At 71.3% G+C, this 13,942-nt stretch carries 12 protein-coding genes; 5 read left to right on the top strand and 7 right to left on the bottom strand.

What is annotated here, in order from left to right:
- The first annotated feature begins 40 nt into the window (after positions 1 to 40).
- Complete coding sequence (locus ACFUO4_RS26145) at positions 41 to 853, top strand: DeoR/GlpR family DNA-binding transcription regulator (protein WP_383489008.1); 813 nt, start codon at positions 41 to 43, stop codon at positions 851 to 853.
- 71 nt (positions 854 to 924) lie between these two features.
- Positions 925 to 1,395 carry an SRPBCC family protein gene (locus ACFUO4_RS26140; protein WP_383489005.1) on the top strand — a complete coding sequence of 157 codons (471 nt, stop codon included), beginning with the start codon at positions 925 to 927 and terminating at the stop codon, positions 1,393 to 1,395.
- Positions 1,396 to 1,515: 120 nt separating this feature from the next.
- On the opposite strand, the gene ACFUO4_RS26135 is transcribed toward ACFUO4_RS26140, so the two are convergent.
- Positions 1,516 to 2,649 (bottom strand): PLP-dependent cysteine synthase family protein, encoded by a 1,134-nt coding sequence (locus tag ACFUO4_RS26135; RefSeq protein ID WP_383489001.1) that lies wholly within the window; start codon positions 2,647 to 2,649, stop codon positions 1,516 to 1,518.
- 350 nt (positions 2,650 to 2,999) lie between these two features.
- On the opposite strand from ACFUO4_RS26135, the gene ACFUO4_RS26130 reads away from it, so the two are divergent.
- Complete coding sequence (locus tag ACFUO4_RS26130) at positions 3,000 to 3,323, top strand: hypothetical protein (protein ID WP_059196871.1); 324 nt, start codon at positions 3,000 to 3,002, stop codon at positions 3,321 to 3,323.
- 187 nt (positions 3,324 to 3,510) lie between these two features.
- Complete coding sequence (locus ACFUO4_RS26125) at positions 3,511 to 4,053, top strand: ATP-binding protein (protein WP_383488998.1); 543 nt, start codon at positions 3,511 to 3,513, stop codon at positions 4,051 to 4,053.
- A 118-nt stretch (positions 4,054 to 4,171) separates the two neighbouring features.
- On the opposite strand, the gene ACFUO4_RS26120 is transcribed toward ACFUO4_RS26125, so the two are convergent.
- Both ACFUO4_RS26120 and glyA read right to left on the bottom strand, forming a co-directional pair.
- On the bottom strand, positions 4,172 to 5,554 hold the full coding sequence (locus ACFUO4_RS26120) for an L-serine ammonia-lyase (protein WP_383488995.1): 1,383 nt from the start codon (positions 5,552 to 5,554) through the stop codon (positions 4,172 to 4,174).
- A gap of 70 nt (positions 5,555 to 5,624) precedes the next feature.
- Positions 5,625 to 6,881 carry a serine hydroxymethyltransferase gene (glyA, locus tag ACFUO4_RS26115; RefSeq protein ID WP_383489791.1) on the bottom strand — a complete coding sequence of 419 codons (1,257 nt, stop codon included), beginning with the start codon at positions 6,879 to 6,881 and terminating at the stop codon, positions 5,625 to 5,627.
- 184 nt (positions 6,882 to 7,065) lie between these two features.
- On the opposite strand from glyA, the gene ACFUO4_RS26110 reads away from it, so the two are divergent.
- Positions 7,066 to 7,863: an IclR family transcriptional regulator gene (locus ACFUO4_RS26110; protein ID WP_383488992.1), complete on the top strand. Its 798-nt coding sequence runs from the start codon at positions 7,066 to 7,068 to the stop codon at positions 7,861 to 7,863.
- 102 nt (positions 7,864 to 7,965) lie between these two features.
- Here the strand turns inward: ACFUO4_RS26110 and ACFUO4_RS26105 are convergent, their stop codons facing one another.
- The 4 genes from ACFUO4_RS26105 to ACFUO4_RS26090 are packed head-to-tail and all read right to left on the bottom strand — an operon-like array spanning position 7,966 to position 13,936.
- A complete protein-coding gene (locus ACFUO4_RS26105; protein WP_383488989.1) occupies positions 7,966 to 8,556 on the bottom strand; it encodes a sarcosine oxidase subunit gamma in 591 nt (196 codons plus the stop codon).
- Complete coding sequence (locus ACFUO4_RS26100; protein ID WP_383488986.1) at positions 8,549 to 11,821, bottom strand: sarcosine oxidase subunit alpha family protein; 3,273 nt, start codon at positions 11,819 to 11,821, stop codon at positions 8,549 to 8,551. Before ACFUO4_RS26100 ends, ACFUO4_RS26105 begins: the two co-directional genes overlap by 8 nt.
- A gap of 25 nt (positions 11,822 to 11,846) precedes the next feature.
- A complete protein-coding gene (locus ACFUO4_RS26095) occupies positions 11,847 to 13,079 on the bottom strand; it encodes a sarcosine oxidase subunit beta family protein (protein ID WP_383488983.1) in 1,233 nt (410 codons plus the stop codon).
- A complete protein-coding gene (locus tag ACFUO4_RS26090) occupies positions 13,076 to 13,936 on the bottom strand; it encodes a bifunctional methylenetetrahydrofolate dehydrogenase/methenyltetrahydrofolate cyclohydrolase (protein ID WP_383488980.1) in 861 nt (286 codons plus the stop codon). The genes ACFUO4_RS26095 and ACFUO4_RS26090 overlap by 4 nt, the downstream gene beginning before the upstream one ends.
- Positions 13,937 to 13,942: the final 6 nt, after the last annotated feature.

The raw sequence follows: 13,942 nt of genomic DNA, 5'->3' as shown, positions 1-13,942 counted from the left end.
GGCGTGTCGGACGGATTGCGGCGAAAGGACCGGAGCGTACGTGAGTGAGAATCAGAACCTCCTCGCGGAGCAGCGGCGCGCCCTCATCCTGGACGAGGTGCGGCGACGCGGCGGCGTCCGGGTCAATGAGCTGACGCGCAAGCTCGGCGTGTCGGACATGACGGTGCGCCGCGATCTCGACGCGCTGGCCCGGCAGGGTGTGCTGGAGAAGGTGCACGGCGGTGCGGTGCCGGTGGTCGAGGCGAGCACCCACGAGCCGGGCTTCGAGGCCAAGTCGGGCCTGGAGCTGACGGCCAAGGAGGACATCGCGCGCGCGGCGGCCGAACTGGTCGCGCCGGGCAGCGCGATCGCCCTGTCGGGCGGTACGACGACGTATGCGCTGGCCCAGCATCTGCTGGACGTGCCGGATCTGACGGTCGTCACCAACTCGGTGCGGGTGGCCGACGTGTTCCACGCGGCACAGCGCACCTCCGGTCCGCGGCAGGGCGCGGCGACGGTCGTGCTCACCGGCGGTGTGCGCACCCCGTCCGACTCGCTGGTGGGCCCGGTCGCCGACCAGGCCATCGCGGCGCTCCACTTCGACGTGCTCTTCCTCGGTGTCCACGGCATATCGGTCGAGGCCGGCCTGTCCACGCCGAACCTCGCGGAGGCCGAGACCAACCGCCGTCTCGTGCAGTCGGCGCGCCGGGTCGTGGTGGTCGCCGACCACACCAAGTGGGGCACGGTGGGCCTGAGTTCGTTCGCGGCGCTGGAGCAGGTCGACACACTGGTGACGGACGAGGGACTGCCGACGGCGGCGCGCGAGGAGGTCGCCGAGCATCTGCGGCGGCTGGTGGTGGCCGGAGAGGCCTGATCCGGTACAGACAGTTGATGGTGCGTCAGCTACGGTGACACCCTCCGTCCGCCACGAGGAGGGTGTCGGCCATGGCGCACCGACTGCGCGCGGTGGGGCTCGAGTTCGCCGAGTCCGCACCCGTACGGCTGGTCTTCGCACGGGAGATGTCCGCCCCGCCCGAGAAGGTCTTCCACGCGCTCGCCGATGACGTGCCGGGCTGGACGGAGTGGTTCGCCGCGGTGACCCTGGCCCGGCCCACCGGTGACGGCACCACCCGCGAGATACACCTCAGGGGCGGCGGCCGCTTCCAGGAGACGATCATCGCGGCGAAGGAGCCGGAGGTGTACGCCTACTGCGTGGACGTCGCCAACGTGCCCGGCGTCCGGGCCCTCGTCGAGGAGTGGCGGCTCACCCCCGCGGGGGCGGGCACCCGGGTGCGCTGGACGTTCGCCACGGACGGCACGGCCGCGTTCCGCGCTGTCATGAGGCTCGCCGCTCCGGGACTGGGGCGGGCGTTCAGGGATGCGGCCGGCGCGCTCGACCGGCGACTGGCCTCCTGACGCCGGGGCCGGGTGCCGCGCCGTTGTGGCTGGTCGCGCCCACGCGGCGGAGCCGCACATCGATACAGCCCCGCGCCCCTCAGGGGCGCTGCCGGGCCCGCGTCGACTTCGCCCTCCTGCTCAGCTCGGCCAGGTCCCCGTCTCCAGGAACGCATCGATCGCCGCCGTGTAGGGCGCGATGTCCAGGCCCTGTTCGGCCAGCCACGTGTCCGAGTAGTACTTGTCGAGGTAGCGGTCGCCCGGGTCGCACAGCAGTGTCACCACGCTGCCCTGCCGCCCCTCGGCCACCATCTCGGCGACGATCTTCAGCGCGCTCCACAGCCCGGTCCCGGTCGAACCGCCCGCCTTGCGGCCGATCGCCTTCTCCAGCGCGCGGACGGCGGCGACGCTGGCCGCGTCCGGCACCTTCATCATCCGGTCGACGGCGCCGGGCACGAAGCTCGGCTCCATGCGCGGCCGGCCGATGCCCTCGATACGGGAGCCGCAGTCACAGGTGACGTCCGGATCGCCGGTGGTCCAGCCCTCGAAGAAACAGGAGTTCTCCGGGTCGGCGACACAGATGCGGGTGTCCCGCTGCGTGTAGTGGACGTACCGGGCGAAGGTCGCCGAGGTGCCGCCGGTGCCGGCCGTGGCGACGATCCACGCGGGCTCCGGGAACCGCTCCAGCTCCAGCTGACGGAAGACGGATTCGGCGATGTTGTTGTTGCCGCGCCAGTCCGTGGCCCGTTCCGCGTAGGTGAACTGGTCCATGTAGTGGCCGCCGGTGTCGACCGCGAGGCGGGCCGACTCCTCGTACATCTTGCGCGAGTCGTCCACGAAGTGGCACTGCCCGCCGTGGAACTCGATCAGGCGGATCTTCTCGGCGCTCGTCGTGCGCGGCATGACGGCGATGAAGGGCACCCCGATCAGCCCGGCGAAGTAGGCCTCGGAGACCGCCGTCGAGCCGCTGGACGCCTCGATCACCGGCCGGTCCGGCCGGATCCAGCCATTGCACAGACCGTAGAGGAACAGCGAGCGGGCCAGTCGGTGCTTGAGGCTGCCGGTCGGGTGGGTCGACTCGTCCTTCAGGTACAGGTCGATGCCCCACCGCTCGGGCAGCGGGAAGCGCAGGAGATGGGTGTCGGCCGAGCGGTTGGCGTCGGCCTGGACCTTGCGGACGGCCTCTTTCAGCCAGCCGCGGTAGGTCGCGTCGCTGCGGTCGACGTCGAGGGTGTCGAGGGTCTCGCCCGTCCGGGACTGCTGGGGAGTGCTCACAGCGGGGCTCCTAAGGGGGTGGCATCGACGGCGGACCGCGCTGTCGACGCACCGATCATAAACAGCTTCCGCACGCTTCTCACCTGCATAAACACTCCTTTGAGGACCCCAAAGACCACCCTGTAGGGCGCGCATCGCAAGGGCCCTGGGGGCGCATTCGGGCGAGTGCTCCGGGCGCTCGGCGCGAGCCCGTCATGCGCACTGGTGCTCGACGCCTGGTGCGGGCAGACTTCACCGGACGGGACGCAGGTCCCCACGGGGGCGCACACTGGATCATGCAGACAGCCGGTTCTCGACCCGCGCGGGATCAGGAGCCGGACCGACGAGGGCGCACTAGGGGGCGGGGAGGCATGGCGGAACCTGAGTTCAAGGCCACGGGCGTGCGGATCGGGAAGCGGCTGCGCTCCCTCACCCGGGCCGGTCAGGTCCGGATCAGCGACGGCAGACTGGAACTGCTCACCAGCTACGGCAGCGAGATCGACAGCGCGCCGGTGCAGGCGGTGCGGGCCTCCAAGCCCTGGTTCGCCGCCGACGACCGAGCGCTCGCCGACCTCAACGGCAAGCGGTACCTGCTGACACTCGGCGACCACGACCCCGCCCCGGGCGAGCCGGGGCCACCGGCGGCGCGACGGTTCATCGAGGCGGTGCGGAAGGCTGCGGGACGCAACAGGTGAGGCACCGCGAGTTGCGGCACCTCACCCCTTGAGCCACGCTGTTCTCACGTCACTCTGGGTTTACCGGCGATAACGCTGCGAACCAGCCCGCCGGGCATGGCAGCAGGCGGCCGTCTCACCAGGCGCCTTGCTGGATCGATCCGAACTCCGTGTTCTTCCGGACCTCTTCAGTCGGGGAGTCGCAGCCGTGATCAGTCACCCAAGCAGGCACTGCACGGTGGAGCTGCAAGCCCTGCCGTCGCGGATCGGCCAGGTCCGCAGAATCGTCTCTGCGCAGTTGCGCTACTGGCATCTGGACCCCCTCATAGACCGGGCGGCGCTCGGTGTGACGGAGTTGCTCACGAACGTCCACCGGCACGCCCAGCCCGACAAGATGTGCACCGTGGAGATCGAGCTGCTGCTCGACCGGCTCACGGTCTCGGTGCACGACCACGACCCGCGTCTGCCGGCCGTGGACACCATGACGGACGACGACTCGCTCGCCACGTGTGGACGTGGCCTCGCGATGGTGGCCGCCGTCAGTGAGAGCTGGGGGGTGCGCGCGGAGGGCGACGAGGGAAAGGTCGTCTGGTTCGCGCTGTCCGCGCCCGCCGTCGTGGGCGCCGGCATGTCGCGGCCGTCGCGGCGCGCGGGCGGGGAGAAGAGCGGGCGGGTGTTCGCCGAGATCGAACACACCGTCGACGGCCGCAGGGCCGAACATGCTCCCGCCCGGTCGGCCGTTGCCGGCTGACCGGGCGGTGACAGACCCTGCCACCCTCGGAACGCCGGCTGAAGCCGGTGCTCGCGTTGGCGCCGGCGTGGGCGTCGGACCGCCGTGCACACGTCCGCCGTAGCCGGGGCGCCCGGCGTCAGCACTCGATGACGTTGACGGCGAGGCCGCCGCGGGCGGTCTCCTTGTACTTGATCTTCATGTCGGCGCCGGTCTCCTTCATCGTCTTGATGACCTTGTCGAGGGAGACGTGGTGCCGTCCGTCGCCGCGCAGCGCCATCCGCGCGGCGGTCACGGCCTTCACCGCGGCCATGCCGTTGCGTTCGATGCACGGGATCTGGACCAGGCCGCCGACCGGGTCGCAGGTCAGCCCGAGGTTGTGCTCCATGCCGATCTCGGCGGCGTTCTCGACCTGCTCCGGGGAGCCGCCGAGCACTTCGGCGAGACCGCCCGCGGCCATCGAGCAGGCCGAGCCGACCTCGCCCTGGCAGCCGACCTCGGCGCCGGAGAGGGAGGCGTTCTCCTTGAAGAGCATGCCGATCGCGCCGGCGGCGAGCAGGAAGCGGACGATGCCGTCCTCGTCCCCTCCCGGCACGAAGTTGATGAAGTAGCGCAGAACGGCCGGGATGATGCCCGCGGCTCCGTTGGTGGGCGCGGTGACGACCCTGCCGCCCGCCGCGTTCTCCTCGTTGACGGCCATCGCGTAGAGCGTCACCCACTCCATCGCGCGGGCCGACGGGTCGCCCTCGCCGCGCAGTTGGCGGGCGGCCGCGGCGGCCCGGCGCCGTACCTTCAGACCGCCGGGCAGGATGCCCTCGCGCCCCAGCCCGCGGGCGACACAGGCCTCCATGACCCGCCAGATCTCCAGCAGCCCCGCACGGATCTCGTCCTCCGTGCGCCAGGCCTTCTCGTTCTCCAGCATCAGGGCGGAGATCGACAGGCCCGTTTCCTTCGTCAGGCGCAGCAGTTCGTCGCCGGTGCGGAAGGGGTACGTCAGGGCGGTGTCGTCGACCTTGATGCGGTCCGCGCCGATCGCGTCCTCGTCGACGACGAACCCGCCGCCCACCGAGTAGTACGTCTTCTCCAGCAGCGGCACCCCGTCGCCGTCGTACGCGAAGAGGATCATGCCGTTGGCGTGGTACGGCAGCGATCGCCGCCGGTGCAGGACCAGGTGGGCCGAGGCGTCGAAGTCGATCTCGTGGGCCGGCCCGATCTCCGCGCCGAGCAGCCGGATGCGGCCGGTGCCGCGGATGCGTTCGACGTCCGCGTCGGCCTGGACGACGTCGACCGTGTGGGGCTCGTTGCCCTCCAGGCCGAGCAGCACCGCCTTGGGCGTGCCGTGGCCGTGGCCGGTGGCGCCGAGGGAGCCGAAGAGCTCCGCGCGGACCGCCACGGTCTGGGCGAGCAGGCCGTCCGTCTTCAGCCGGGCGGCGAACAGCGCGGCGGCGCGCATGGGTCCGACGGTGTGCGAACTGGACGGTCCGATGCCTATGGAGAACAGGTCGAAGACGCTGATTGCCACGCCATGCTCCGTGGGACGGGAGGGACGCGCCGACGGGTCACGCGGGCACGCCCCTGAGGGAGGGTGACGGTTACAGGGCGGGGTACAGCGGGTGCTTGTCGGCCAGGGCCTTGACCCGGGTCTTCAGTGCCTCGGCGTCGTAGGACGGCTTCAGGGCCGCCGCGATGACGTCCGCAACCTCGGCGAAGTCCTCGGCCGTGAAGCCGCGGGTGGCCAGCGCCGGGGTGCCGATGCGCAGGCCCGACGTCACCATGGGCGGGCGCGGGTCGTTGGGGACGGCGTTGCGGTTGACCGTGATGCCGACCTCGTGGAGACGGTCCTCGGCCTGCTGCCCGTCCAGCTCGGACTCGCGCAGGTCCACCAGGATCAGGTGCACGTCCGTGCCACCGGAGAGCACGTTGACCCCGGCCTCGCGGGCGTCCGCAGCGGTCAGACGCTCGGCGAGGATGCGCGCTCCCTCCACCGTACGCCGCTGGCGCTCCTTGAACTCCTCGCTCGCGGCGACCTTGAAGGACACCGCCTTCGCCGCGATCACGTGCTCCAGGGGGCCGCCCTGGAAGCCCGGGAACACGGACGAGTTCAGCTTCTTCGCGAAGTCCTTCTTCGCCAGGATGATGCCGCCGCGCGGGCCGCCCAGGGTCTTGTGGGTGGTGGAGGTGACCACGTCCGCATGCTCGACCGGGTTGGGGTGCAGCCCGGCCGCGACCAGACCGGCGAAGTGCGCCATGTCGACCCACAGGTACGCCTCGACCTCGTCGGCGATCCGGCGGAACTCGGCGAAGTCCAGCTGCCGCGGGTACGCCGACCAGCCGGCGATGATCACCTTCGGGCGGTGCTCCTTGGCCAGGCGCTCCACCTCGGCCATGTCGACCAGACCGGCGTCGTCGACGTGGTAGGCGACCACGTTGAACTGCTTGCCGGAGAAGTTCAGGCGCATGCCGTGGGTGAGGTGGCCGCCGTGCGCCAGGTCCAGGCCCAGGATCGTGTCGCCGGGGGAGGCCAGCGCGAACAGGGCGGCCTGGTTGGCGGAGGCGCCGGAGTGGGGCTGGACGTTGGCGTACTCGGCGCCGAACAGCTCCTTGATCCGGTCGATGGCGATCTGTTCGGCCACGTCGACGTGCTCGCAGCCGCCGTAGTAGCGCCGGCCCGGGTAGCCCTCGGCGTACTTGTTGGTCAGGACCGAGCCCTGCGCCTCCATGACCGCGAGCGGAGCGAAGTTCTCCGACGCGATCATCTCGAGGGTGGACTGCTGCCGGACCAGCTCGGCGTCGACCGCCGCGGCGATCTCCGGGTCGAGCTCATGCAGGGGCGTGTTGAACAGGGTCATCGACGGTCTCCTGCTGCTCATGCGGATTCCTGATCGGTGTCGTCTCGTATAACACAACCTCGATCGCTATACGCAACATGGTTTCTGTGCGGCACAGGGGTTGTCAAGGGAACGGTCGTGCTCTATTCCTGTTGGTCGCGGCAACGGCCCACGCCAGACCTGGTCACTCGCGTAGAGTTGCGTCATGAGCAACGCACACGCGGATAGCGAAACAACGGCTCCGGCGTCGGCCGGCGTGCAGTCCGTCGACCGTGCCGTCAGCGTCCTGGAGATCCTGGCCCAGCGCGGCGAGGCGGGGGTCAGTGAGGTTGCCGCCGAGATCGACGTCCACAAGTCGACCGCCTTCCGGCTGCTCGGCGCCCTGGAGGCGCGCGGGCTGGTGGAGCAGAGCGGTGATCGGGGCAAGTACCGGCTGGGCTTCGGGATCGTACGGCTGGCCGGTGCGGTCACAGGGCGGCTCGATGTCACTCAGCAGGGCCGGCAGGTGTGCGAGCGGCTCAGTGCGGACATCGGCGAGACCGTGAACATCGCCGTCCTGCAGGAGCACTTCGCGGTCAACCTCCATCAGGTACGCGGTCCCGGCGCCGTCGGCACCCACAACTGGGTCGGCCAGCTCACCCCGTTGCACGCCACGTCGAGCGGCAAGGTCCTGCTGGCCCACCTGTCCGAGAAGGTGCGCGACGACGTGCTGGCGGCGTCCGGCATGAAGAGGCTGACGCCGCACACGCTGACGTCCAGGGCGGAGCTGGACAAGGACCTCGCCCAGGCGCGCGAGCGTGGATACGCCGTGACGCTGGAGGAGTTGGAGATCGGGCTGCACGCCGTCGCGGCCCCGATCCGGGGCCGGGACGGCGAGGTCGTGGCCGCCCTCAGCGCCTCGGGACCGGCGTACCGCTTCACCGAGGAACGCATTCACGAACGGGCACCGCTGCTCCTGACAGGCGCCCGGGAGATCAGCCATCGGATGGGCCATCTGGGCTGAGCCCACGAGATCAGCCGTCGGACGGGCGACTCATGTGAGGCGCCCGTGATCCCGGGACGGCTGAGCGCGTGGCAGGCGCCTCCTCCTCGACCGAGCAGCAGCTCAGACGTATTCGGTCGCCGCGTCGAGCAGCCAGTCCGCCAGGTAGCCGGCGAACGACGAGCGGACCAGGACCCAGAATCCGGCCCGGGGTTCGTCCCGGGCTACCAGGACCACCTGCGTTCGCCCGAGGGTGGTCTGGGCGCAGCGGCCTGGGCCGAAGGCCCGTGGATGCAGGTCCAGGGCGCAGCCGTGGGCCAGCAGGTCGACGGCGCGGGGGCCGCTGACCAGGAGTGTGGTGCGCTGCGCCGAGACGTCGGTGACGGAGACCGGTTCGGCGCCCGCAGCCTCCCGGATCCGGGTCTCCAGGTCACGTTCGCTGCCCGGCTGCCCGACCAGCAGCCATTCGTCCGGGCCGAGCCACAGCGCCCTCAACGCCCCCGCGCGCACCACGGTGTTGGGTTGCAGGGGCAGCTGAAGGCCCAGTGCCAGCCCGATGGCCTCCGCTGCCGGGCCCTTGGCGTCGAAGCGCACGTTCAGCTGGGTCAGGAAGGGGAGTTCGGCCAGCCGGACGGCGCCGCCGGAGCCGCGGGTGGCGGCTGCCAGACGGCCGGTGGCGTGGGCCAGGGGGCTGATGAGTGCGGTGTCAGCCATCGCGGCGGGCTCCCTCGGGGTCGTAGAGGACGGGGCTTGCGACGGTCACCGGGACCAGCTGGTCGCCGACGGGGGCGTAGAGCCGCTCGCCGATGCGGTCCCGGCCGCCCTTGATCAGGGCGAGCGCGAAGGTCCGGCCGAGGGCGGCACTGCGGTAGCTGGAGGTGACGTGGCCGAGCATCGGCACGGGCGGGGCGGGCAGGACACCGTCGGCGACCAGGTGGGTGCCTTCGGGGAGGAACGCCGCCGGGTCTTCGGGGAGCAGGCCGACCAGGTGCTTGCGGTCGGGGCGGACGGTGTCGGCGCGGGCGAAGGAGCGTTTGCCGATGAAGTCGGGCTTCTTCTTGGAGACCGCCCAGCTCATGCCGAGGTCGTGCGGGGTGACGGTGCCGTCGGTGTCCTGGCCGATGATCGGGTAGCCCTTCTCGGCACGCAGGACGTGCATGGTCTCGGTGCCGTACGGGGTGATGCCGTACGGGGCACCGGCCTCGTACAGCGCCTCCCAGAGGGCGCGCGCCCGCCACGGCGACACGTTGATCTCGTAGGCGAGTTCACCGGAGAAACTGATCCGGCAGACGCGGGCCTCGATGCCGGCGACCGTCGTCTCGCGCCAGGCCATGAAGGGGAAGTCCTCGTTGGCCACGGCCAGTCGGGGTGCCAGGGCGCCGAGCACCTCGCGGGACTTCGGGCCGACCAGGGCGACGGTCGCCCATTGTTCGGTGACCGAGGTGCAGTGGACCTTCAGCTCCGGCCACTCCGTCTGGAGCCATTCCTCCATCCAGTCCAGTACGGTCGCGGCGTTGCCGGTCGTCGTGGTGACCAGGAAGCGGTCCTGGGCGACGCGGATGACGGTGCCGTCGTCGAAGACCATGCCGTCCGGGCGGCACATGACGCCGTAGCGGATCATGCCGACCTTCAGGGTGCTCATCATGTTGGTGTAGAGCAGGTCCAGGAAGACGCCGGCGTCCGGGCCCTGGACGTCGATCTTGCCGAGGGTGGAGGCGTCCATGAAGCCCACGCCCTCGCGGGTCGCGGCGCACTCGCGCAGGACGGCCGCCTCCATGTCCTCGCCGTCCTGGGGGTAGTACCAAGGGCGCTTCCACTGGCCGACGTTCTCGAACAGGGCGCCGTGCTCGACATGCCACGCGTGGAGGGCGGTCGTGCGGACCGGGTCGCTCAGGACGCCCCGGTCGCGGCCCGCCAGGGCGGCGAAGGAGACCGGGGTGTACGGCGGGCGGAAGGTCGTCGTGCCGAGGGTCGAGATGTCCACGCCGAGCAGTTCGGCGACGACGCCACTGGCCAGGACGCCGGAGGTCTTGCCCTGGTCGTTGGCGGTGCCGGCCGTGGTGTAGCGCTTGGTGTGCTCCACCGAGCGCATGCCGGCACCGGTCGCGCGGGTCAGGTCGGCGACGGTGACGTCACGTTGGAGGTCGACGAACCGTGAGGCGTCCGCGTCCGAGGGACCCGGGACCACGTACACGTGCAGGGGCGGGGTGGGCGACGGCTGGGGGGCCACGGCCGGGAGGCGGGGGGCCTCCGCGGTGTAGCCCTCGGCCTCGATCGCTCGGGTGCCCGCGGCGGCGCCCTGGGCCAGGGCTCCGGCGAGGTCGAACACTCCGCTCGCGGCGCCCGCCACCTCGACCGCCTGGCGGCCGGAGTCCGGGACGAAGGAGCCGAGTTCCTCGTCATGGCGGAGCTTGCCGCCGGACTGGCTGAACAGGTGGGCGACGGGGTTCCAGCCGCCGGAGACCAGGAGGAGGTCGACGGCGAACTGTTGCCGGCCCACGGACTCGCCGTACGGGGCGACGGTGACGGAGGTGATGCGCGGGTCGCCCTCCGTGCCGACGACGGCATGGGCGGGGAGAATCTCGATGCCGGCCTCGCGGGCGCGGTCGGCCCACTCCCCCGGCGCCGGACGGGTGTCGACGATCGCGGTGACCTCGACGCCGGACGCCTTGATGTCCAACGCCGCCGCGTAGGCGCTGTCGTTGGCGGTGAAGACGACCGCGCGACGGCCCGGCAGGGCGCCGTGGCGGTTGATGTGCGTACGGGCGGAGGAGGCCAGCATCACTCCGGGGCGGTCGTTGTCCGGGAAGGCGAGGGAGCGTTCGTGGGCGCCGGTGGCGAGGACGACCCTGCGGGCGCGGATGCGCCAGACGCGTTCGCGGGAGGTCTTCTCGGGGGCGGCGGCGCCGAGGTGGTTGGTGCGGCGTTCGACGGCGAGGAGGTGGTTGTCGTCGTAGTAGCCGAAGACGGTGGTGCGGGACAGGACGCGGACCTCGGGGGCGGTGGCGAGGTGGGCGGTGGTCTCCCTCACCCAGTCGAGGTGTTCGGCGGTGCCGAGGAGGCTGCCGCCGGGTTCCGGCTGGTCGTCGGCGAGGATGACGCGGGCGCCGCTGCGGGCGGCTGCGGCGGCTGCGGCGAGGCCGGCCGGGCCCGCGCCCACGACCAGCAGGTCGCAGTGGGCGTGTACGGCGTCGTAGCGGGCGGGGTCGGGGGTGGTGGCGAGGCGGCCCTGGCCGGGGAGGCTCGTCGCGACGAGACCGTCGTAGAGCTCGACCGTCGTCGCGGGCAGCATGGGCTCGGGGAAGGGTTCCTCGATCTGGATGACCGCGTTGGGTTCTTCGACGCCGGCGGAGAAGATGCCTCGGGGGCGGCCGAGTTTGATGCTGGTGCCGGTCTGGATGACGCCGTTGGCGAGGAGGGCGGAGGCGAGGGTGTCGCCCTGATAGCCCTGGTATTGGGTGCCGTCGAAGGTGAAGGTGAGGGGGGTGGTGCGGGTGATTCGGCCTCGGGTGGGGTGGCGGAACGGTTGGGTTTCCTCGCCCCCGCCGCCCCTACCCGTCCCATCCTCCAGGGGCGCTGCCCCTTCGACCCCGCCAGGGGGCTCCGCCCCCTGGACCCCCGTCGGCCCTGAAGGGGCCTCGTCCTCAAACGCCGGACGGGCTGGGATGGCCGGCCTCGGCTGGGAGGTCACCGGCCTCGGTTCAGGGGTCTCCGGGCGTTCCTCGCCCGTTCTGTACACCGTCAGGATCTCGTTCGTCGACGTGTCCCTTATCGCGTTGAACCAGCGGCGGCAGCCCGCCGCGTGGGTCCAGCGTTCCGCGAACGGGCCCTTCGGGTTGTCGCGGAAGAAGAGGTAGCGGGCCCATTCCTCGTCGGTGAGGGACGACGGGGTCTCCGGGTAGGCCACGTGGGCCTGGCCGCCGTAGTGGAACTCGGCCTCGTCGCGGGGCCCGCACCACGGGCAGGGGATCAGCAGCATGTCGTTCGGCTCCCTTGAGGATCCCTTAGTGGGCCACCGCGGCGGCGCCGTGCTCGTCGACGAGCGCGCCGGTGGTGAAACGGTCGAGCGAGAAGGGGGCGTTGAGGGGGTGGGGGGCGTCGTGGGCGATCGTGTGGGCGTAGACCCAGCCCACCCCGGGCGTCGCCTTGAAACCGCCCGTTCCCCAGCCGCAGTTGAGGTAGAGGTTGTCCACCGGGCTGAGGCCGACTATCGGTGAGGCGTCGGGGCTCACGTCCACGATGCCGCCCCAGGTGCGCAGGACGTGGGCGCGGGCGAAGACCGGGAAGAGCTCCAGGGCCGCCGCCATCTGTTCCTCGATGATGTGGAAGGCGCCGCGCTGGGTGTAGGAGTTGTACGCGTCGATGCCCGCGCCCATCACCAACTCGCCCTTGTGGGCCTGGGACACGTACACGTGGACCGCGTTGGACATGACCACCGTGGGGTGGACGGGTTCCAGGAGCTCCGAGACCAGTGCTTGCAACGGGTGGCTCTGGAGCGGGAGTTCTATGCCTGCCATGGCCGCCAGGACGGACGTGTGGCCCGCTGAGCACAGGGCCACCTTGCCCGCCGCTATCGGGCCCAGGTTCGTCTGGACTCCGACGACCCGGTTACCGACCACCTCCAGGCCCGTGACCTCGCAGTTCTGGATGATGTCGATGCCCGCCGCGTCCGCCGAGCGGGCCAGGCCCCAGGCGACGTGGTCGTGCTTCGCGATGCCCGCGCGGGGCTGGTACGTCGCGCCCAGGACCGGGTAGCGCACGTCCGGCGAGGTGTTGACGATCGGGCAGACCTCGCGCACACCGTCCGCGTCCAGCCACTCCGCGTCCACGCCGTTCAGGCGGTTCGCCTCCACGCGGCGCACGCTGTCGCGGACGTCCTGGAGGCTGTGGGCGAGGTTCAGCACACCGCGCTGGGAGAAGAGGATCGGGTAGTCGAGCTCGTCCGCCAGGCCCTCCCAGAGCTTGAGCGCGTGCTCGTAGATGCCCGCGCTCTCGTCCCACAGGTAGTTGGAGCGGATGATCGTGGTGTTGCGGGCCATGTTGCCGCCCGCGAGCCAGCCCTTCTCCAGGACGGCCACGTTGGTGATGCCGTGGTTCCTGGCGAGGTAGTGGGCGGTCGCGAGACCGTGGCCGCCGCCGCCGACGATGACGACGTCGTACGACCGCTTGGGCTCGGGTGTGCGCCAGAGCCAGTCGGGGTGTTCCGGCAGCTCGGCGCCGGGAGTTCGGGGGCTCATACGGTGTTCGCGTTCCTCTCGGCGGCCTCGACGACGTTGGCGAGCAACATCGCGCGGGTCATGGGGCCCACTCCGCCCGGCATCGGCGCCAGCCGGCCGGCGACCCGGGCGGCGTCCGGGTGGATGTCGCCGACCAGGCCCTGGTCGGTGCGGGTGATGCCGACATCCAGGACGGTCGCGCCCGGGCGGAGCATGTCGGGGGTGATCAGGGCGGGTGAGCCGGCGGCGGCGATGACGATGTCGGCCTCGCGGACGTGCCAGGCCAGACCCTTGGTGCCGGTGTGGCAGAGGGTGACCGTGGCGTTCTCGGAGCGGCGGGTGAGCAGCAGGCCGATGGGGCGGCCGACCGTGATGCCGCGGCCGATCACGCAGACGCGGGCGCCGGCGAGGGGGACGTCGTGGCGGCGGAGCAACTCGACGATGCCTCGCGGGGTGCACGGCAGCGGGGCGTCGACGCCCAGGACCAGACGGCCGAGGTTGACGGGGTGCAGGCCGTCGGCGTCCTTCGCCGGGTCCATGCGTTCCAGTACGGCGTTGGCGTCCAGCTGCTTCGGGAGCGGGAGTTGGACGATGTAGCCGGTGCAGGCCGGGTCGGCGTTGAGATCGTCGATGACCTCCTCGACCTGCTGCTGGGTGGCGTCGGCCGGAAGGTCCCGGCGGATGGACGCGATGCCGACCTGGGCGCAGTCGCGGTGTTTCCCGCCGACGTAGGCGTGGCTGCCGGGGTCGTCGCCGACCAGGACGGTGCCGAGGCCCGGCGGGCGGCCGGTGAGGGCGGTCAACTTGGCGACACGCTCGGTGAGTTCGCGGCGGATGGCGGCGGCGGTCGCCTTGCCGTCGAGGAGCTGGGCGGTCATCGTCTC

It is taken from the genome of Streptomyces sp. NPDC057280 (genome assembly GCF_042668605.1).
Lineage (GTDB): Bacteria > Actinomycetota > Actinomycetes > Streptomycetales > Streptomycetaceae > Streptomyces.
This window is presented reverse-complemented; position numbering and strand designations above follow the sequence as displayed.